This window comes from Streptomyces sp. Xyl84 (assembly GCF_059731885.1).
In genome coordinates this window covers 293,595-312,624 of sequence record NZ_AP029183.1, presented here as the reverse complement: position 1 = coordinate 312,624, position 19,030 = coordinate 293,595, and the positions used below count along the sequence as shown (strand labels likewise).

Sequence of the window (19,030 nt, the reverse complement as noted above, 5' to 3'; positions counted from 1 at the left end):
CTCAGAACTCAGCCGAGGGCTTCCCGCAAACTCTCGCAGACCCGCTCCACCTCCGCCGCCTCGGGGAAACATCCTGCGGCGCCCATGGCCACCTGCAGCGCCGGACCGGAGGCATCGAACCGGGCCATGTCCTGTTTCCCGACGGGCTGCACAACGAAGTGGATGTGTCCGGGAATCCCGCCCGCATGCGACCACAAACACACATACACCTGCTCCGGGGCCGTGACCTCGGTGACGGCTGCGCTCACCCGCTGCAGCAGCGGTCCCAGCTCCCCGGATTCCTGTGCGGTCAACTCGGCGACGTGCAGCACATGCCGAGTCGGTTTGACCACAACGGTGCCCAGCCCCAGCGGCCCGACGCAGTGCTCGACAACCCAGGAGTCGGTCCGCAGCACGTTGCCGCCAGGCAGGGGTGCCCTGCCGGCCGTGAGGTCACACGCCATACATCCGCCGGCCGCGCGGGCGTCTGCAACCATCGATGCTTCCCCCCTCTGCGCTGATCCCCTCGTTCTCGCTCAGCATTTGAACACAGAGGCCTGACTCGCGGGGGGGGGGTGCCTCTATGTCTTTCGTCAAGCGAGTCGAGGGTTCCTCGGTTCGTAGAAGGTTCCGTCGCGGAGCATGGCGAACAGGACGCTGATGCGGTGGCGGGCGAGGCGGAGGAGGGCCTGGGTGTGGGTCTTGCCGCGGGCTCGGCAGCGGTCGTAGTAGGTGCGGGAGGCGGGATCGTGGAGGGCTGCGAACGCGGAGAGGAACATCGCCCGTTTCAGCTGCCGGTTCCCGCCTCTGGGGGCGTGTTCACCATGGATCGACGTGCCGGACTGCCGGGTTGCCGGGGCGAGGCCGGCGTAGGAGGCCAGGTGGGCGGCGGTGGGAAAGCTGCTGCCGTCACCGACGGTGGTCAGGAGGACTGCGGCGGTCCTGACTCCGATGCCGGGCATCGACGTCAGGACCTCGGAAAGAGGGTGGGCCTCCAGCAGGGCTTCGATCCTGGCCTGAAGGGCCCGGCGTTGTTCGTGGACGGCGGCCAGCGACTTCGCCAGCGACGGGACGATCACGTCGAGAGTGCCGGTGCCGGGGACGGTGACGGTCTGTTCGTCGAGTGCGGTGAAGATGTCGTCGACCAGCCGCTCGGCCATCCGCGGTGCCCTCGGACGGACGATCTCGACCAGCCTGCGGCGGCCTGCCTTGCGCAGGGCCTGCGGGGATCCGTAGCGCTCGAGGAGCCAGGTGACGGCCTGGTGGTCCAGGCGGGGGCCGAGGACGCGTTCGAGGCTGGGGTGGAACTGGGTGAGCAGGCCGCGGATGCGGTTGGAGGTGCGGTTGGCCTCGCCGGCGAGGTCCTGGTCGAAGCCGACCAGCATGGTCAGCTCGGCGGTGGCCTCGTCGGTCAGGTCGAGGGTGCGCAGGGTGTGGGGCATGGTGCGGGCGGCGTCCGCGATGACGGCGGCGTCCTTCGCGTCGGTCTTGGCCTCGCCGGGGTAGAGGTCGGCGATCCTGCGCATTGCCAGGCCGGGCAGGTAGGCGACCTGGCAGCCGGTGTCCCGGGCGACGGTCAGCGGCAGGGCGCCGATGGAGGCGGGCTGGTCCACGACCACCAGGACGGTGCCGAACTTGGTCTTGAGCTTGTCGAAGACGGCCCGCAGCTTTGGTTCGCTGTTCGGCAACGCCTTGTCGAAGACCGTCTTCCCGGCCGGGGTCAGACCGTGTCCGTGATGCGTCTGCTTGCCGACGTCCAGGCCCAGGAAGACGTCCACCCCGTCGATGCTGATCACCGTGCCCCCACATGCGTCGATGCGTGCCGGCCCCAGGGTCGGGAGCCGTTCTCGCGCAGCCACGTTATGCAGACCTGCCGCCCGCGAGCGGCCGGGCATTGCGCCCGGCAGGACGGTGGTCGGACCTCTGATCAGCGTCTCCGACGGCACCCCTCGGACCCGGTGACACCACCCCCCAGGTCATCCGATCGACAGGGGGCAACAGTCATGCCGGGCCCGGAGGCCAGCGGCCCTCTTGCAGGACCGCGAAAAAGATAACGGGGGCCGACGATCAAAAGCTCCCGCCGAACCATTCACCGCTTCGCTCGCGGAGGAAGTGATTCCGCATCGACGCGGCGACGCGGCCACGGAAACTTCCGGTCGGACGAAGGCACTTGCTCGAACCGCGCAGGCATGACCCGGCCGGGACGGGCAACCAGGAGGGAACCGAAGGAATAAAGAAGCCAACCAGGACAGGTCAGGAGATATCGATGTCATCCTACAGTCGCACGGGCGCACACGGGACGAGCCGGACCAGCGGGCTGGCGATCGCGGGACTGGTCTGCGGCATAGTCGGCCTCTTCTTCCTGCCGATCATCCTCGGTCCGCTGGCCATCATCTTCGGTGCCGTCGCGCTGCGGCAGACCGGTTCCGCGATGGCGAAGTGGGACATCGGCCTCGGAGTGGTCGACATCGTGTTCATGGTCGTGATGTTCGCCGTCGCGGCCCACAACGGCGGCAGCTTCACCTGGAACTTCGGCTGACCCGTGTCCGCCCGCTCCCGCCCCCGCCGCTCTACCGGGACACTCTGGCTGTCGCCGCCGCCTGCACCGCGCCGGCCCCGGCAGACTGAGCAAGCCGGAACGGTCAACGTCACCGTGCGTGCCGTGCTTTTCGCGGGTGGACCCGATCGCAGCGACGGGAGCCGGGACGCGCCGAAGGATGGCCCCGGTCCACTTCGGGATATGTTCCGGTTCGTGAGCGATTCCGAGCCCTGAGCGATTCCGCGCCGCGAGCGATTCCGCACCCCGGGCGCGCCGCGGCCCAGGTGCGCGGGGTGCGTACCCGGGCCGTGCAAACCGGTCCCCTGGGCGGTCCGGTCCTCTGTGCGGGTGGTGCCGGTGTCAGGCGGTGAGGGTCGTGTGGAGGGCGTCGAGGCCGTCGCGGTAGATGCCGGTGAACAGGTCGGTGACCTCGTCCTCCGTGGCGCCGTCGGGGTGGAAACGGCCGGACCACTGGACCTCGGCGGCGTTCTCCTGCCCGGGGACGGCGTGGACGCGGAGGGTGGAGACGTAGCCGTTGACGGGGAAGGGGGCCTGGAGGATGGCGTAGCTGTAGTGGCGTTCGGTCTCGTTGAAGTCGACGAGGCGCTCGATGATGACCTCGCCTTCGGGGTTCTTCAGCCGGCGGACCCGGCCGCCTTCGAGCGGGGTGCTCTCGGGGATGTAGGGGAGCCAGTCGGGCAGGGCGTCGAAGCCGCCGATGAGGCTCCAGACCTTGTCGGGCGAGGCGGGGACGATGCGGCTGACGGACGTCGAGGCCATGGTGTTTCTCCGGATGGTGTTGCCGGTGGGGGGTTGCGGGAGCGTGGGTGGGGTCAGGCGCCGTCGGGCAGCGGTGCGGCGGGGCTGACCAGGTCCGCGGCGCGCAGGTCCGTCCAGAACGCGGCCGGGACGGTCTCGTTCAGCGCGGCGGTGTCCTCGGCGATGCGGCTGGGTCGGGTGGCGCCGGGGATGACGGCGGCGGCTGCCGGGTGGGCCAGGGAGAACTGCAGGGCGGCGGCCTTGATGCTGATGCCGTGCCTGTCGGTGAGAGCCTTGAGACGCTTGACCTTCTCGATGATCTCCGGCGGGGCCTGCTGGTACTCGAAGTGGGTGCCGCCGGCGAGGATGCCGGAGCTGTAGGGGCCGCCGACGACCATGTCGACGTTCTGCTCCTGGGCCATCGGCAGCAGCCGCTGCAGGGCGTGGGCGTGGTCGAGGAGGGTGTAGCGGCCGGCCAGCAGGAACCCGTCGGGCTTGGGCTCGTCCAGGGCCAGGGTCAGCTCGATGGGCTCGGTCTTGTTGACGCCCAGACCCCAGGCCCTGATGACGCCCTCCTCCCGCAGACGGGACAGGACACGGAAGGCCCCGGTGCGGGCCTCCTCGAACTTGCTGACCCAGGCGTCGCCGTGGAAGTCCTGGGCGATGTCGTGGACCCAGACGATGTCGAAGCGGTCGACGCCCATCCGCTTGAGGCTGCCCTCGATGGAGCGCTCGGTGGCGTCGGCGGTCCACTCGTGGAGCACCTTGTTGGGGTTGCCGTGCTCGAACAGTCCGCCCTTCTCGCCGAAGTCGGGGACGTCGGTCTCCCTCTCGTCCAGGATGACCCGGCCGACCTTGGTGGACAGCACGTAGGAGTCGCGGGGCCTGGCGGACAGGACCTGGCCCAGGCGCTGCTCGGCGAGGCCGGCTCCGTAGAAGGGGGCGGTGTCGTAGTAGCGGATACCCGCGTCCCAGGCGGCCTCGACGGTGGCCCGGGCGTCCTCGTCGGGGATCGCGCGGAACATGTTGCCGAGCGGGGCGGTGCCGAAGCCGAGCCGGCCGGGAAGGATGTTCTTGAGGGACATGAACGGTGCCTTTTCGATCGATGCCTCGTGGTGGGGGCGAGGCGGTGGGAGCGGATGTCTCCCGGTGCGGCGGCTCTTCCGAGGGAGCCGGGCACGGGGGTGAGGGGACACCCGCCGGGGTGGTACCGGCGGAACCACATATAAATGCAGAAGCGCCTTACGTGCGTCCACAATAATTGCAGACGCGGGCTAATGCAAGGCTGCCCGTTGCCGTCGCGATCGGGCGTCCGTCCGGGGCGATCGAGGGGGCGGGACCCCGGTTCAGGGCTGTGCCGGGGGTCGTCCGGAGGTCTCTCGGGCGTCCGGCGCCGCGTGCGGGGCGGGTGCGGGCGTCGGGCGCGGCCCGGTGGTCTGCGGGCCGGCCACGAAGGGGTGCCCGGGCGGGGTGGACGTAGGGGAGTGGGATTACCCGAAGGACGACGCGACCGGCACGGCCTCCTGCGCCGGGGCCGTACGCTGTGGCGGGTGCCCCGGAGACCTCCGGGCGAACCACAGGACGGCGACCGTGTACAGCGCGACGCCCGCGAGGTCGATCACGACGATGGGCAACGTCGCGTCGGCGGCCGTCTCCTCGCTGCTGAGGCCGTCGACGGCCGCCGCCGACAGGCCGAACGCCAGAAGGTTGTTGACCGCGTGCAGACCGATGGCCGCCTCCAGACCGCCGGTGCGAACGGTCAGCCCCCCGGCGAGCAACCCGAAGACGACGAGTTCGGCGAAGCCCCACAGCGTGCCCCAGCCGTGAGCGGCGGCGAAGAGCACGGCCTGCGGCGCCACCGCACACCACGGTGAGCGGAAGAAGGCCCCCACGGACTGCAGCAGCCAGCCACGGAAGACGTACTCCTCGGCGGCCGACTGCAAGGGAACAAGGACGACGAGCATCGCCATCGCGGGCAGGAACACCTCCATGTCCGCCCACCCGGACGGTGCCACGTCCTGCCCCGGCAGCAGCAGCACGACTCCGCAGGACAGGGCGAGAACCGGCAGCGCCACCAGGACGCAGACCCCCAGCCACCTCCACCGCAGCCCGCCGGTGACCGACGACGCCGTACCGGCCGGACGGCGGCCGATCCAGCCCGCGGCCAGCAGGACGAACGGTATGACGGAGGCGATCAGCAGCAGGTCGACGGCCGTGTTCGTCACCGGCCCGAAGTCGGCGAGGCCGTCCTGGTCCTCCGGATATCCGCCGATGTCACCGATCACGGCGGCGAGAAGGAGGATCAGGCCCAGCGCCGTCGTCCAGGCGGCGCCGATGAACAGCGTTCCCGTCACCGGCCGCCACCACCGGTAGCGGCGCGAGACACGGGCGAGCCGGTGGAACGGGAGCAGCGGTGCGGAGGGCGGAGGCGAGAACTTCATGATCACAACCTGCCCGGCCGGCCGTCCCCCGTCATCGGCCGTGCGCACGATCCGCGTCTCTACCCAAAGGTAGAGGCGGCCTCGGCCGGGGAGGGCGTGCGCCGGGCGGTCCGTCGGCGCCGTAGGCTCGGCCCGGACATGGAGACGATACGCAACTGGCTGCCTCCCGCGGTGATCGCGGCGGCCGAGGCCGCCTGGCTGGGCCCCGGCGCCGCCTGGGCCCAAGAGGCCGCGCCGGGCGTGGCGGGCGCCGCCGGCGCGGTGTGCGGCCTGGCCGTCCAGACGGCCGCCCTGGGCCACCGCCGCCGGACACCGGTGGGGGCGCTGGCGTGGACGGTGGCCGCTTCCGTCCTGGGACAGCTGTCCTGGCCGGACGGGTACCTCGGCATCGGCACGCTGGTCGCGCTGTACTCCCTGGCGGTCCTCCGCCCGGCGTCCGTGACCGTGCGGGCTGCGGCGGCGGTGATCGGTGCGGAATGGCTGCTGTCCCTCCTGCGTGTCGGCCCGCGGCCCGCGCTCGTACCGGAACTGGTGCTCAGCACGGTCGTCTACGCGCTCTGTGCGGGACTCGGTGAGCGGCGGCGGCAATGGCTCGCCGGGCGGCTCACCGCGGCCCGGCGGCTGGCCGCCGCCGAGGACGGCAGACGGCGGGCGGGTGAGACCGAACGCGAACGTCTCGCCCGGGAACTGCACGACGTGAGCGCCCATCACCTGACGTCCGTCGTCGTCACCGTGGACGCCGCCCGCCGGCTCGGCGGCAGCAGACCGGGCCTGCGGGCCGAGGCTCTCGCGTTCGCGGAGCGCACCGGCACCGAAACCCTCACCGCACTGAGGGGACTGGTCGGCCTGCTCCAGGACGCGGAACGGCCCGGCCCACCGCAGCCGATGACCGCACGGATACGGGAACTCGTCGCCGAGTTCGGCAGACTCGGCCGCCCCATCAGTACGGAGATCCCTCCCGACCTGGCGGGCACGGCGGCTGAGGCCGCTTGGGGTATCGTCCGTGAAGCCCTCACCAACGTGCTGCGCCACGCGCCCGGCACGGCCGTGCGGGTGCGCCTGCGGCGCTGTGACGGGCAGCTCCTGGTGGCGGTGGACAACACCGCGCCGCGCCCCGCCGGCACGCCGCGCCCGGCAGCCGCGCTGGGCGGGGGCCGGGGGATCGACGGCATGCGCAGGCGGGCGGCCGCGGCCGGCGGGCGGCTGACCGCGGGCCCCGGCCCCGACGGCGGCTGGCAGGTGCGGGCGGAGCTGCCCGACGACACCGGCCCGCGGCCCGCGACCGCCGCACGCCGACGCCGCGACGCACTGCGCGTACAGCGCCTGTGCGACCCCGCGCTCACCGTGGCTGCCGGAACTCTGCCGCTGTTCGCAGCCCTCGCCGACATGGAGAACCCGACGGACACCGGCCACCGGGCGGACGCCGGCGGCCTGGCCGTCCTCGCCCTGCTGGCCGCCGTGCACGCACTGCCGCTGCTGTGGCGGCGGCGCGCACCCCGGGCCGCCCTCGCCGGCGTACTGACAACGGCCTGGCTGTGGCCGCCGGCCGTCGCCTGCTCACTCCTGCCCGCCCCGATGGCACCGTTCCTCGCCGCGGGCCTCATCACCGAAGCTCTCGCGGTCTACGCCGTCGCGGTGTACGGCCCCCGTCCCGCCGGCACCTGGCCGCTGGTCTTGGCGGCCTCGACCGCCGCGGCGGCGGTGCTGCCGGTCACGGCCGGCGTCGACGGGACGCTCGGCGGCCTGCCCGCCTCGTGGACCTCGGTCCTCGTCGTCACCGCGGTGACATGGACCCTGCTGACACCGGCGTTCGCGCTGCTGTGGACCACCGGAGTGGCGGTCCGGCGCCACCGGCTGCGCGTGCTGGCGCGCGAGCACCACGCGCTCGCCAGTTCGGCATGGCAGGCCGGCCTCGCGGCGGACGCCGAACGGCGGAGGCTGGCGGCGAGACTACGCGAAGCGGTCCTGGACCGCACCGCCGGCGTCGCCGAGAACGCCGCTCACGGACGCCTGGAAGACGTCGCCGACGCGGCACGTTCAGCCCTCGCCGCGATGCGCGAGCTGCTCCACAGCCTCGACGGAGCCGGCCTGCGCGGTCAGCGGCTCGCACCGTCCCCCACCGCCGCCGACTTCGGAGCACTGTGTCACCGCCTGCGGGCGGCAGGACGGGACGTACGGCTGCGCGGCCTGGCCGGCACGGCCGCGGAACTGCCGCCGTCGGTGGCCCTGTTGGCGTACCGGACAGTGGCGTCCGCCCTCGACGCCGGTGACCGGGGACCGGCCCGGGTCACCCTCCGCAGGCGCCGCGGTACCCTGCACATCACGGTGTCAGGAGTACCTCTCGCGGTCACCGGGCCGGTCGCGGAACGCCTGCGGGTGCAGGCCGACGCGGGAGAGGGGCGGATCACCTTCGCTCCGACCGGTACCGTGCAGGTGTCACTCCCTGCCTCACCACGATCCACTCCGACTCAGGAGGTGCCGCCGTCACCACACATGTGATGGTCGTCGACGACCAGGCGGTGGTCCGTGCCGGTTTCGCGGCCATGGTGGACGCCGAACCCGACCTGGCGGTCGTGGCGGAGGCAGGTGACGGGGCGTCAGCGGTGGAACTCGCGGCGGCCCGGGCACCCGATCTCGTCCTGATGGACATCCGCATGCCCGGCATGGACGGACTCACCGCCACCCGTCTCATCACCGGGCTGGAGACCCGGCCCCGGGTGCTGGTGCTCACGACGTTCGACCTCGACGAGTACGTCTACGAGGCCCTGCGGGCCGGTGCGTCCGGCTTCCTGCTCAAGGACGCCCAGCCGGAGGAACTGCTGACCGCCGTCCGCGTGGTGGCCGCCGGCGACGGCATCCTCGCCCCCGGCGTCACCCGCCGGCTCATCGACACCTTCGCTCGGGGCGGCCCACTGCCGCCTCCGGTGCCCGCGTTCCTGGCCCGGCTCACCCCGCGCGAGCGCGAGGTGCTCCTGCAGATCGCCTCGGGCAGGACCAACGCCGAGATCGGCACCGAACTCGGCGTGGCCACGGGCACGGTCAAGACCCATGTGAACGCCCTCCTGGCCAAACTCGGCCTGCGCGACCGGGTACAGGCCACGATCCTGGCGTACGAGAGCGGTCTGATCCGGCCCGGTGGCACGCCCGCGCTGTGACCCGGCCGGCCCGCGCAGGGCCGACCACCGGTCCTGCGGTCGCCGGGGACGTCGATCCGCCGAGGACGCCGATCCCGCCGATCCCGCCGGTGCCGCCCAGGGGCCGGCGGTGCCGATGCGGCTGACGCCGCCGCCGAGGGCATCGATGCCGTCCACGGCGCCGATGTCGTCGCCGACGTCGCGTCCTGCCCTTGCCGTCCCCGTTCGCGAAGCCTTCGGTGCGTTGCGGGAACAGTCGGTTCGGCCGGCGGTGTTGCACGGACCGAGGGACCGGGGCAGCACGGGGCGGGGAGCGCGGAAAGCGCGAGGTCGTCGCCACCGTAGGATCCGGGCCCTCTCGGGATCGCGGTACGTCCGCCGCGTACCCGGACCGACACGCAAGTCCGCAGGAGGACTGTCTGATGACTGACCGGCCCTTGACGCTCATGGCCGTGCACGCCCACCCCGACGACGAGGCCACCGGAACCGGAGGAGTCCTCGCCCGGTACGCGGCGGAGGGCATGCGCACGGTTCTCGTGACGTGTACCGACGGCCGATGCGGGGACGGACCGGGAGGTGCCAAGCCGGGAGATCCGGGACACGATCCGGAGGCTGTCGCCCTGATGCGCCGTCAGGAACTGGAGGCGAGCTGTGAGGTCCTGAAGGTCAGCGATCTGGAGATGCTGGACTACGCCGACTCCGGGATGATGGGCTGGCCGAGCAATGACGTCCCCGGGTCCTTCTGGCAGACGCCCGTGGAAGAAGGCGCCGCCCGGCTCGCGGAACTCATGCGGCACTACCGGCCCGATGTGGTCGTCACCTACGACGAGAACGGCTTCTACGGGCACCCCGACCACATCCAGGCCCACCGCATCACCATGGCGGCACTGGAGATGACCGAGCTGACCCCGAAGGTGTACTGGACGACGATGCCCCGCTCGGCGATGCGGCGGTTCGGCGAGGTCATGCGCGAGTTCCACGAGGACATGCCGGAGCCGGATCCCGCCGAGGCCGCCGCGATGGCCGAGATAGGCCTCCCCGACGAGGAGGTCTCCACGTGGGTGGAGACCACCGCGTTCAGCGGCCAGAAGTTCGACGCACTGGCCGCCCACGCCAGTCAGGGCGAGAACATCTTCTTCCTGAAAATGGGTCGGGAGCGGTTCGGTGAGTTGATGGGCATGGAGACCTTCGTACGGGTCCGGGACACCACCGGAGCGGCCCTGCCTGAGAACGACCTCTTCGCCGGACTGCGCTGATGCGACGCGAGGCCGTCTCTCCCGGTCTCTGATCCTGGGAACCCAGATCCACGACAGCGCGCGCAGCCGCCGAGTGGGGGCAGGGCGGCCCGCGCCGCCCTGCCCGCCGGGCGCACCGCCGGCCGGAGTGCGCCGGCGAAGCGCCGGATGAGCGGCACGGCCGGCACGGACCGTCGTCCACCCCGGCCGACGGCCGTCCCCTGTCACGACTGGTCGTGCCGTCGCGGCAGCAGGTGCGCCGGGGGCCGAGGGAGGCCTGTGGTCAGTGGGATGTGTCAGAGTCGGCGCATGCTCGAGATCGTGGTGAAGACGGAGAACAGGGAACGGCACGTCCGTGTGTCCGCCGGGGAGTTGGCCGGACTGGTCCGGCGGATCGGTGGGGACGGCGACCGGTTCCTGGTGGTCCAGCGGATACCCGACCTGCCTGACGTCTTCGCGCAGGTGTGGCACGAGACCGGTGGCGGCTACACGCTGGAGCACCGCGACGGCGCCGCCGACCGGCATTTCCAGGCGGTCGTCGACGGGCCGGAGGCCGTGATCGCGGCGATCACCGGCTGGGCGTGCCAGGAGGCCGGATGGGACGGTGGTCCGGCTTGGTCGCCGCTGGACATGGGCCCCGCCCGTGAGGTGCCGCCGCTCGACCTCGGCGAGGACGAGCGGGAGGAGCTGGAGAGACGCGTCCGCGAGGTGCTGTGCGGCGGCTACGCCTCCCGCGCCGGACTGGCCGAGCTGGCTGAGGAGTATCTGGTCACCGGTGACCGCCGGCCCGTCTCACGCGAGCAGGCGGAGGCGCTGGCCGACCGGTTGTGGCTGGAGCGGGTCGCGGAGCAGGCCGAGTGGCAGGGGGAGACGGATCCTGAGCGGCTGACCCGCGCGTTCACCGCCCTTCAGGACGCCGGTATCACGGCCCGCGAGAACTTCACCTGCTGCCGTGGCTGCGGCCAGTCCGAGATCGGCGGCGAAGGCGGCCCCGACGCCCGCGGCTTCGTCTACTTCCATACCCAGGGCACGGACTCTGCCGCAGCCGGCCGCGGACTGACGCTCCTCTACGGCGGCTTCGACGGTTCGTCCGAGACCACGGCGGCCATCGGCCACGAGGTGGTGGCCGCGCTCGAAGCGGTCGGTCTGCGCGCCGAGTGGGACCATGACCCCGGCCGGGCCATCACCGTCACCCCCCTGGACTGGCGCCGTCGCCTCGTCGGCTAGGGACCGTGTCACCCAGCAGACGCATGAGGAGTGAGGGGCCAGGGGGCGGGTGCTGCCAGATTTGGCACCGGCGCGGCATCATCCAGGGTCAGCGCGCCGAGGTTTCCCTCCGCGCGCTCGACCGCTCCGTGCAAGCGATGGTCTTCACCCAGGTCCGTCCCCTGCGCCGGGACGTCGTCGCCGCCTTCGAGGAGTCGGTGACCCGGCTGCCGGAAGTGGTCTTTCGTCCACACGATGGCCGGCAACGACGACTTCCTCGTCCACGTCACCGCACAGGACATCGACCACCTGCACGCCTTTCTCCTGGACCAGTTCACCAACCGCCGGGAGATCGTCAGCTTCCGCAGGTCGATCATCTTCCAGCACCTCACCAACCCTGTGCTCGACCCGCTCCCCGCGACGGCGGAGCAGCTGTGAGGTCATGCCCGCACCGGAAGGGCCTGCGGCTCGCCCCGGGACGGAACAGGCGCCGCGGTCAATCACCGGCGGTCCGTCCGACCTGCGCCGCTGCCGTGGAGTCGTAGGCGGCCCGGGCCTGGGCGATGGCACCGCGGTGCCGCTCCGCCCACCCCACGAGGCCGGTGAGGTAGGAGTACAGCTCTCGCGCCATGGGAGTGAGGCGGTACTCGACCTTCGGCGGCACGGTGGGGTGCACGGTCCTCGTCAGCAGACCGTCGCGTTCGAGTCTGCGCAGGTTCAAGGTGAGCATCCGGCGGCTGATGCCGTCGATCGAGCGTTCCAGTTCGGTGAACCTGACGGGGCCACGCGCGGCGGCCACCAGGATGCTGATGCTCCACTTGCCCGCCACGTGATCGAGCACCTCGACGAGCGGACACGCCTCGTCGGTGACCTCCTCGGACACATGCGTGTTACTACGTGACATGAAAGTGCCTCCTTCCCCGGCGCCTGATGGTTACAGAAGATGACCGCTGTAACAAACAGTGCCCCAAAGGGAGGTTCGAGCATGCCCCTGCCCAACACGCGGGCCAGTGCGTCACCGTGGCCGACCGTCATCCTGCTCTGCATCGGCCAGATGATGATCGTCCTGGACCAGAACATCGTGAACGTGGCGCTGCCCGCTGTGCAGCAAGACCTTGACTTCTCCTCCGGAAGTCTCGTCTGGGTGGTCAACGCCTACGTCGTCCCGTTCGGCGGGCTCCTGCTGCTGGCCGGGCGGCTCGGAGACCTGGCCGGGCGGAAGACCGTTGTCCTCACCGGGATCGTGCTCTTCAGCGCCTCCTCGGTGCTGTGCGGTGCCGCCACCGGCGCGACCGTGCTGATCGTGTGCCGCTTCCTTCAGGGAGTCGGCGGGGCGTTCGCCTCCGCGTGCATCCTCGGCATGGTCGCGACCGTGTTCTCCGACCGTCGCGAGCGGGCCCAGGCCATCGCCGCCTACAGCTTCGCCTCGGCCGGCGGCGGCGCGGTCGGACCGCTGCTCGGCGGCGTCCTCACCGATCTGCTCAGCTGGCACTGGATCTTCCTCATCAACGCACCGATCGGTGCCGTCCTCGTCCTGGCCGGCGTGCGAGTGCTCCCGCAAGACCGCGGCGAGGGGATGGGCAAGGGCACCGACTTCCCGGGAGCCCTGCTGGTCACCGCGGGCATGACGCTCCTGGTGTACACCATCGTGGACGCTGAGCGGGCCGGCTGGGGAGCGGCCCGGACCCTCCTGCTCGGTCTCCTGTCGCTCCTGCTGCTGACCGGGTTCGTCCTCCGTCAGGCCACAGCCGGCGAACCGCTGCTGCCGCTGACGCTCTTGCGCTCGCGGAGCCTGACCGCGGCCAACGTCGTCCAGTTCCTGATGATCGCCGGCATGTTCGGCCTGTTGTTCTTCGGCACGTTCTACCTCCAACGCGTGCTGAGGTACGACTCGTTGCGGGCCGGCCTGGGTTTCGTACCCATCGCCGTGGTGATCGCGGCGGTGTCCCTCGGTCTCTCGACCCGGCTCGTCACCAGGTTCGGGCAGCGCGCGATACTCCTCCTGGGACTCGCCCTCGTCGTCGGGGCGTTCGTCATGCTGTCGTTCGCCCGCGTCGACGGCGTCTACCTGGTGGACTTCCTCCCCGCCAGTCTCGTCATGGGCCTGGGCTTCGGCCTGGCCGCGCCGGCCGTCATGGGGCTCGGCATGAGTGCCGTCACGCCGGCCGAGTCCGGCATCGCCTCCGGCCTGTTCAACACCACGCAGCAGATCGGGGGAGCGATCGGCCTGGCCGTGCTGAGCGCCATCGTCAGCGCGCGTACCCACAGCCTCACCGCCGCAGGAAAGACCGAGGCGGAGTCACTGACCGGCGGCTACCACACGGCCTTCCTCGCCGCCGCCGGATTCACATCGGCCGCCTTGATCATCGGCACCGCTCTGCTCAGGCCCCCTGCTCCCGCGGGCGCAGAGCGGCACAGCGCGGCACCTCCTGGACACAACGCCCCGGTCTCCTGAGCGGTGCCCCGCCCCGTCACGGACCTGCTCGGAAGCGGTGCTCTACCGGCGGACCGCCGAGATCAGTCCGCCGGGCCGCTCCTCGCGCCGCGGCGGGGTGGTGATCGGACGGCCGTAGGCGGCAGCGCACTCGCGCAGGGTGTGGCTGTCGGCCTCCCAGCCGTGCCCGGCCAGCCAGCCCACCGGGTCGTCGGGCATCTCCGAGACCCACATGGACGCCGCCGAACCCGGCACGGCGTCCGCGCCGAAGCGCTCGATCACACCGCGCGAACCCAACGTCAGCCCCATCCGGCTGCCTGCCGCCGACCGCGCGCCGATCCGGGCCAGCAGCAGCTCCACCGCGTCCTCGGGCAGATAGATCAGCAGCCCTTCCGCGATCCACACAGTAGGTACGGCCGGGTCGTGCCCCGCGGCGGCCAGCGCGGCCGGCCAGTCCTCCCGCAGATCCACCGCGACGGTGATCCGCTCGCAGCGTGCGACGGCCCGCTCCTGGCGCAGCACCGAAGCCTTGAAGTCCAGTGGCGCGGCGGTGTCGACCTCGAACAGCCGGGTGCCTGCGGGCCAGTCCATCCGGAAGGCCCGGCTGTCCATGCCCGCCCCGAGCAGCACGACCTGCCGGACACCGGACGCGCAGGCCCGCAGCAGCAGGTCGTCGAGGAACTTCGTCCTGATGACGATGGAGAACGACACGGCCAGCCGGCGCCGTCGCGCGGCCTCGTCGTCGGGCAGCGGCGCCGAGGAGGGCCACAGGCCGCCGGCGGCGGCGAAGGCCTGTGCCAGTGGGTCACGGAACAGCGCGTTCTCCCGCTCGGTCTCCAGCGCCCGCACCCTGGCCACCCCCACCGCCGTGGCCCACACCCCCGACGGCTGCACCCGCTCCTGCTCATCAGTCACCGCGCCACCCTAGACGATGGACGCCGAGGGGCCTGACGAGTGGAGCCGGCGTCATGCGCGGCCGGCCGGTCATGCGCGCTCCGGCCGCCTGCGATCCGTGCGTAGAACCGCCGTCAGGGCTGTAAGAGCTGCGAACAAAAGGGGCGCCCGGCTCGCGACGCCCGGCACGCACGCTCGCGGCGTTGCCGAAAGGCCCTGGTAGCTCCGCCACAAGGACCTTCCGGCGCCTTGCGATCGCACGCACCGGACGCCGCGAGCTGATCGGACTCCCCTTTCGTTCGCAGCTCCAAGTCGTGTGTGCGGTTGCTCTGTTCCCGGGCTCCTCTTGTCAAAGAGCGTCTGCCGGCCCGTCGCCTGGCCGCTACTGCCGGGTGGTCGTGGTCCGCACGACGACTGCGTAGCCGCCGAGGCCGAGGAGGCAGTCTCCGCTGATCTCACCGAGGGCTGTGTAGAGCGTCAGCACGCGTCCGGTCGTCGAGTCGTAGGCGATGTCCTTGACGCTGCCGTGCTCGGTGCCGTCTTCCGTCAGGACCCGCTGACCCAAGGCCTCTTGATGGGCGGGGAAGCTCTTCCCGCCGGGACCGGCGGCGTGCGCATGCACGATGACGGCGTCCCGACCCACCCCCTCGACGGCGCTCCAGGCGATGGCCGTGGCGTGTCGCGGGGCGCCGGACAGGCGCAGACAGGCGATGCTCCTGGTGTGCGGGTCGATGGTCAGGCTCTCCACCCGCCCGAGTGGTTCGGCCTCTTCCACCGTGATCACCGGCAGGCCCCGGGTCTGGGTGAACAGCCTCATGCCGGACTCCCCTCTCCACGTGCGGGTGTTTGGGTGGGTGTGTCCAGGGTCGTGTCCACGGGTGTGTCCGCGTGTCCGGTCGCTGTGTGCGCCCGGAAGGCCTCGACCTGGGCGCTGAAGCTGGGCAGGTCGTCGGCGACGAAGCGGCGGGCGTGGGCCGGTACGACCAGAGCACGTCCGGAGACGGCCAGAGTCTCCCCGCGCGGGATGAACGCCTTCCGTTCCCGCCGGTCCAGGTTCTCGTTGGCGGCGATCTCGAAACCGATGACCCGTCCGCTCCGCCCGCCCTCGATCACCACGTCCAGGATCGTGCCCACCTCGGTCCCCTGGTCCGTGAGCACAGGAGTACCGATGACCTGACCGCCTCCTCCCGCGCCGGATCCCAGGGCCACGCCCCGCTTCTCCAGGACCGCCTCACTGGGGATCATCACGGCGGCCGGTCCGATCGCGTGCACTCCGGACAACGGCAGGACCTTCTTGAGCGGTCCGGCCAGCAGGCCGCGGCCGCTCAGGGTGAAGCCGGTGACCCGGCCCCCGTCGGCGTCGAAGACGGTGTCCTTGATCTGGGCGACGGCTTCCCCTTCCAGCGTCACCACCACCCGCTTGGTCAGTTCGGAGGCGAGCGCGAGCGGGATCACAGCGCACCTCCCCGCCCGGGGCGGCGCCCCGACCGCACGGCGATCACCGTCCCGCTGCGCCGCCTCGCCTGGACCGCCAGCACCGTGACAGTGAGCACGATCGCCACCGCGACGAGAAGGACCACCCAGCCCCACCACACCATCGCCGACCACCTCGGTACAGTCTTGACTGCGAATGCCGCCTTGTTCCGGCGAACTCCCTGGGTTATCCGCTTGCCCGCGGTACGCCCACCGCACGCCTGCGGGCAGCCGGGCGGTGGCCAGAGCCTCGTCGACGGCCGCAGGGCCGGCGCGAGCGGACGTCATGGGCCCGCATCGATCGCCGCCGACCTCACGGCCGCGTTTCTCGTCGCGTACGGCGATGCCCGGTATCGGCGCTCACCGTTGGGCAACGGACTCACGCGGCTGTTCCGCGGTGTGCTGCTTCGTCCGGGTCCCCGTTCGGCCGTGTCAGCCCGTCGTCCACCGCCGGCCGACGGCCGCGCTCCGTCTCGTCCAGCTCCCAGTGGTGCTCGCATTCCTCACATCGAGGCCCGGTCCCGTCCGGCTCGAACACCTCCCCGTTCGGGCAGTCCGTGCCGTCGCCGCGGCCCACACATGCTTCCCTGGCGTCCTCCATGCGTCGACCGTGGCTCGCGTGCCCGAGGCGGGGGAGAGGGCCATGGGGGCGCACGGGCGCTCATCACCGGCACGACGCCCCAACACCCTCCGGCAGCACCAACAGTCAGCCGACGGTGCAGCGTCTGCCGGGCGCCGATGCCGTCGGCACCCGGCGGCTCGGCCTTACCGTCGCACGGCAGCGTCGTCCGAGGGGGGCGGACCATGCGGCAGGCGACGCCGCCTCGCATCAGGTCCTGGAAGGCCGCTGTCCGGGGGAGGCGCCGGCCGCGAGCGGGAGGCTGCGCAACGACAGCGCGCTGGGCGGGGGCAGCACGCCGTGGGCCGCCTCGGCACGAAACGACTGGAGCAGATACGCCACCAGGCGCCGGGACGCCGAACGGTCGTGCGGCAGAGCAGTGACCAGACCGCAGTGGGACAACAGGGCCACGGTGAGGTCGGAGGGATGGAAATCGGCCCGGAGCGCGCCCGCCGCCTGCGCCCTGCGGACCAGGACCAGGAAGTCCCGCTCGGCCTGCTCCCGGACTCGCGCGTCCTGCGCCGTACGGTCCGGGAAGGCCGCGACGAACGCGGCCGGGAACCCCCGTTCCTCCCGCTGGAGTTCGCAGACCTTCTCGACCAGCCGTTGGAAACCCCGCCACGGGTCGGCGTCGGCCAGCGCCTCGGTGAGCGTCCGGGCGCAGATCTCCATCTGCTGCGCGAACGCGGCCCGTACCAGGGCGTCCCGGGTCGGGAAGCGCCGGTACAGCGTCGCCACGCCGACTCCCGCCCGCCGGGCCACGGTGGCCATGGGCGCATCGATCCCCTGCTCGGCGAAGACCGCACGGGCGGCGGCGAGGATGCGCCCCCGATTGCGCCGGGCGTCGGCCCGGAGCCCGTCCGTACCCGCGATCCGAGAAGATTCGCCCACCACTGTCTCTCATCTCCGGCCCAAGCGGACGATGTCGTCCGCTTCCCAGCCTACGCTCGGCCCCCGGTCCCCCGCAGGGCCGCTCGTAGCGAAGGTGAGAACGATGAACGACCGCACGATGAAAGCAGTACTGTTCGACCGCTTCGGCGGTCCCGAAGTGTTGTACGTGGGCCGGGTGCCACGTCCCGAACCGGCGCCCGGCGAGGTCCTCGTGCGGGTGCGTGCGTTCAGCGTCAACGGTGGCGAACTCGCGGTCCGTTCCGGCCGTCTCCGCCTGTTCACCGGCCAGAGGTTCCCGCAGCGCATCGGGTTGGACCTCACCGGCGAGGTCGTCGCCCTCGGCACCGGTGCGACGGGCGTCGCGGTCGGCGACCCGGTGTGGGGCGTCATGGGCGCCGCCTCCAGGTTCGGCAGCGCCGCGGAGTACGTGACCGTGCGGGCCGAACGGCTCGGCCGGGTCCCGGAGGGACTGGACCTGGTGTCCGCCGCCGCGCTGCCGGTGGCGACCACCGCCATCACCGCGCTCCGCGACAAGGCCGCGCTGCGCCCTGGCGAACGGCTGCTCGTACGGGGCGCGGCGGGCGGCGTCGGCAACGCCGCCGTCCAGCTCGGGCAGGCGTACGGTGCCGAGGTCACGGCGCTGGCCCGCGCCGCCAATCTGGACTTCGTCCGCACGCTCGGCGCCCACCACGCCGTCGACCACCGGACCGTCACGCCGGCGGAACTGGGCCTGTTCGACGTGGTCCTCGACACGGCGGGCACCGACCTGCGGGCCTTCCGGCGCCTGCTGAAACCCGGTGGGCGCATGGTCTCCATCGCCTTCGACCCCACGCGCCCCGCCGCCTCGCTGGGCTACATCGCGGCCAGCGCCGTACACGGACGCGGCCGGGTGCGCTTCTTCAGCGGCAACCCCAAGCGGGCGCTCTTCGACGACCTTGCCCGCGAGGTGGCCCAGGGCAGACTGCGCCCGGCGGTGGACACGGTCTTCCCGCTGGAGGAGACAGCGGCGGCACACCGGGCGCTGGAGGCGGGCGGTGTGCGGGGCAAGTACGTCGTCAGGGTGGACTGAGACCGCCTCCGACGGGGTGAGGCGGACGAGTCGTGCGCGGTGGCGGAGGGCGGCGGCGCGGCCGGGAAGGGCCAGGCGGTCACGGGGACCGTGCTCGTGGCGGGGGCGGGGACCGGCTGGTCGCCGGAGACGCCGGCAGTCCGTCCCAGCGGTGAGCGCCGGCCCGCTCCGCAACCCGAACCGAGCCGTCATGTCACTAGCGGATCGGAAAATGGATTCGTTAGTAAAAACTAACCGTTAGTGTTAAGTTGATGCGTGAAGAGAGCGAGGTTCGCCGGGCCCGACGGTCCGCCGCGCCCGGCCGGCGTCCCCTCGCCGTCGGCCGCTCTCACCCCGCACCGGACGGCTGGAGGAGGA

The 19,030-nt window shown here is 71.8% G+C and carries 19 protein-coding genes; 8 read left to right on the top strand and 11 right to left on the bottom strand.

Translation table 11 applies throughout. The features are described 5' to 3' along the window. Nucleotides 1–8 precede the first annotated feature (8 nt). Nucleotides 9–476, bottom strand: a complete 468-nt coding sequence (locus AC6I72_RS33115; RefSeq protein ID WP_498005148.1) for an HIT family protein — start codon at nt 474–476, stop codon at nt 9–11. A 96-nt stretch (nt 477–572) separates the two neighbouring features. Further along, nucleotides 573–1,775, bottom strand: a complete 1,203-nt coding sequence (locus AC6I72_RS33110) for an IS110 family RNA-guided transposase (RefSeq protein ID WP_497999502.1) — start codon at nt 1,773–1,775, stop codon at nt 573–575. A 470-nt stretch (nt 1,776–2,245) separates the two neighbouring features. On the opposite strand from AC6I72_RS33110, the gene AC6I72_RS33105 reads away from it, so the two are divergent. Continuing rightward, entirely contained in the window at nt 2,246–2,518 is a 273-nt protein-coding gene (locus AC6I72_RS33105; protein WP_498005147.1) for a DUF4190 domain-containing protein, read from the top strand. Nucleotides 2,519–2,878: 360 nt separating this feature from the next. Here AC6I72_RS33105 and AC6I72_RS33100 read toward each other — a convergent pair whose 3' ends face one another. The 3 genes from AC6I72_RS33100 to AC6I72_RS33090 form a co-directional block, all read right to left on the bottom strand. Then, complete coding sequence (locus AC6I72_RS33100) at nt 2,879–3,298, bottom strand: SRPBCC family protein (RefSeq protein ID WP_498005146.1); 420 nt, start codon at nt 3,296–3,298, stop codon at nt 2,879–2,881. 53 nt (nt 3,299–3,351) lie between these two features. Continuing rightward, entirely contained in the window at nt 3,352–4,362 is a 1,011-nt protein-coding gene (locus AC6I72_RS33095) for an aldo/keto reductase (RefSeq protein WP_498005145.1), read from the bottom strand. Nucleotides 4,363–4,767: 405 nt separating this feature from the next. Then, the gene (locus AC6I72_RS33090; RefSeq protein WP_498005144.1) at nt 4,768–5,718 is read right to left on the bottom strand and encodes a CPBP family intramembrane glutamic endopeptidase; all 951 of its coding nucleotides are present in this window, start codon (nt 5,716–5,718) and stop codon (nt 4,768–4,770) included. A 138-nt stretch (nt 5,719–5,856) separates the two neighbouring features. Between AC6I72_RS33090 and AC6I72_RS33085 the strand changes: the two genes are divergently transcribed. The 5 genes from AC6I72_RS33085 to AC6I72_RS33065 all read left to right on the top strand — a co-directional run bounded on the left by AC6I72_RS33085 (nt 5,857) and on the right by AC6I72_RS33065 (nt 11,731). Then, nucleotides 5,857–8,217, top strand: a complete 2,361-nt coding sequence (locus tag AC6I72_RS33085; RefSeq protein WP_498005143.1) for a sensor histidine kinase — start codon at nt 5,857–5,859, stop codon at nt 8,215–8,217. Further along, a complete protein-coding gene (locus AC6I72_RS33080; RefSeq protein WP_498005142.1) occupies nt 8,217–8,873 on the top strand; it encodes a response regulator in 657 nt (218 codons plus the stop codon). Before AC6I72_RS33085 ends, AC6I72_RS33080 begins: the two co-directional genes overlap by 1 nt. 401 nt (nt 8,874–9,274) lie before the next feature. Continuing rightward, entirely contained in the window at nt 9,275–10,108 is an 834-nt protein-coding gene (locus AC6I72_RS33075; protein ID WP_498005141.1) for a PIG-L family deacetylase, read from the top strand. Nucleotides 10,109–10,396: 288 nt separating this feature from the next. Continuing rightward, nucleotides 10,397–11,314: a DUF6891 domain-containing protein gene (locus AC6I72_RS33070; protein WP_498005140.1), complete on the top strand. Its 918-nt coding sequence runs from the start codon at nt 10,397–10,399 to the stop codon at nt 11,312–11,314. A gap of 234 nt (nt 11,315–11,548) precedes the next feature. Further along, nucleotides 11,549–11,731 carry an Lrp/AsnC ligand binding domain-containing protein gene (locus AC6I72_RS33065; RefSeq protein ID WP_498005139.1) on the top strand — a complete coding sequence of 61 codons (183 nt, stop codon included), beginning with the start codon at nt 11,549–11,551 and terminating at the stop codon, nt 11,729–11,731. 58 nt (nt 11,732–11,789) lie between these two features. Here AC6I72_RS33065 and AC6I72_RS33060 read toward each other — a convergent pair whose 3' ends face one another. Beyond that, a complete protein-coding gene (locus AC6I72_RS33060) occupies nt 11,790–12,197 on the bottom strand; it encodes a winged helix-turn-helix transcriptional regulator (protein ID WP_498005138.1) in 408 nt (135 codons plus the stop codon). An 81-nt stretch (nt 12,198–12,278) separates the two neighbouring features. Here AC6I72_RS33060 and AC6I72_RS33055 point away from each other — a divergent pair, with 81 nt between their 5' ends. Then, nucleotides 12,279–13,748: an MFS transporter gene (locus AC6I72_RS33055; protein ID WP_498005137.1), complete on the top strand. Its 1,470-nt coding sequence runs from the start codon at nt 12,279–12,281 to the stop codon at nt 13,746–13,748. Nucleotides 13,749–13,790: 42 nt separating this feature from the next. Here AC6I72_RS33055 and AC6I72_RS33050 read toward each other — a convergent pair whose 3' ends face one another. The 5 genes from AC6I72_RS33050 to AC6I72_RS33030 all read right to left on the bottom strand — a co-directional run bounded on the left by AC6I72_RS33050 (nt 13,791) and on the right by AC6I72_RS33030 (nt 17,604). After that, entirely contained in the window at nt 13,791–14,606 is an 816-nt protein-coding gene (locus AC6I72_RS33050) for a class I SAM-dependent methyltransferase (protein ID WP_498006418.1), read from the bottom strand. 397 nt (nt 14,607–15,003) lie between these two features. Further along, complete coding sequence (locus AC6I72_RS33045; RefSeq protein ID WP_498005136.1) at nt 15,004–15,438, bottom strand: PRC-barrel domain-containing protein; 435 nt, start codon at nt 15,436–15,438, stop codon at nt 15,004–15,006. Continuing rightward, nucleotides 15,435–16,076, bottom strand: coding sequence for a PRC-barrel domain-containing protein (locus AC6I72_RS33040; RefSeq protein WP_498005135.1), 642 nt, complete (start codon nt 16,074–16,076; stop codon nt 15,435–15,437). The genes AC6I72_RS33045 and AC6I72_RS33040 overlap by 4 nt, the downstream gene beginning before the upstream one ends. Next, nucleotides 16,073–16,219, bottom strand: a complete 147-nt coding sequence (locus AC6I72_RS33035) for a hypothetical protein (protein ID WP_498005134.1) — start codon at nt 16,217–16,219, stop codon at nt 16,073–16,075. The genes AC6I72_RS33040 and AC6I72_RS33035 overlap by 4 nt, the downstream gene beginning before the upstream one ends. 704 nt (nt 16,220–16,923) lie before the next feature. Beyond that, a complete protein-coding gene (locus AC6I72_RS33030) occupies nt 16,924–17,604 on the bottom strand; it encodes a TetR/AcrR family transcriptional regulator (RefSeq protein WP_498005133.1) in 681 nt (226 codons plus the stop codon). A gap of 103 nt (nt 17,605–17,707) precedes the next feature. Here AC6I72_RS33030 and AC6I72_RS33025 point away from each other — a divergent pair, with 103 nt between their 5' ends. Further along, nucleotides 17,708–18,673, top strand: a complete 966-nt coding sequence (locus tag AC6I72_RS33025) for an NADP-dependent oxidoreductase (protein WP_498005132.1) — start codon at nt 17,708–17,710, stop codon at nt 18,671–18,673. The last annotated feature ends 357 nt before the right edge of the window (nt 18,674–19,030 follow it).